Annotated in this window: 1 protein-coding gene; it reads left to right on the plus strand. The window is 55.7% G+C overall.

Translation table 11 applies throughout. From position 1 onward, the window contains the following. Positions 1-319: 319 nt before the first annotated feature. A partial coding sequence (locus AWB67_RS39130) for a GntR family transcriptional regulator (protein ID WP_143746853.1) occupies positions 320-632 on the plus strand: 313 nt, incomplete at its 3' end.

The following is a 632-nucleotide window of genomic DNA, read 5'->3' on the forward strand; positions in this document are numbered from 1 at the left end:
CGATGTAGTTGATCGCGATAAGGCTCAGCATGACGACGAAAATCTTCCAGCGGACGGTGGACTTTCCCACCGCCATTGCGGCAACACCGGATGTTGAAGACATGAACGGGCTCCAGGATAGACGGATGTTTTCGTGACGTCGCGCAACGTGAAGCAGAGTATAAGATTAGAAATTTATAATTACAAACAGTGTAAACGCTTGGTTTTATTGAAAAATAGACAGCACGGATGCGGTGCAGGGTTTTCACCAAGTTCGTGATAAGCTTGCACTGCGATGAACCAGACCACCAGAAGCCCTCTCCTTTTGCGCACCCGCGGCATGGCTGCGGAGATCGCCGCGCGCCTGCGCGTCATGATCGACGAGGGCGAACTGCCGCCCGGTGCCCGAATCGACGAGAAGGAGTTGAGCGCCGCGTTCGACGTATCGAAGACACCTCTTCGCGAGGCATTAAAGGTGCTGACCTCGGAAGGGCGCGTCACGCATAGGCAGTACATCGGTTATCGCGTGGCCGAGATCGATCTCGACGATCTCGTCGCCACGTTCGAGATGCTGCACGGGCTGGAAACCATGGCGGGCGAACTGCTTCAACAGCGTGTGACGAACTCGCAAGTTTCGGCGATCGCGGCGAAAC

Origin of the sequence: Caballeronia terrestris, assembly GCF_001544515.1 — a bacterium.
GTDB classification, from domain to species: Bacteria; Pseudomonadota; Gammaproteobacteria; order Burkholderiales; family Burkholderiaceae; genus Caballeronia; species Caballeronia terrestris.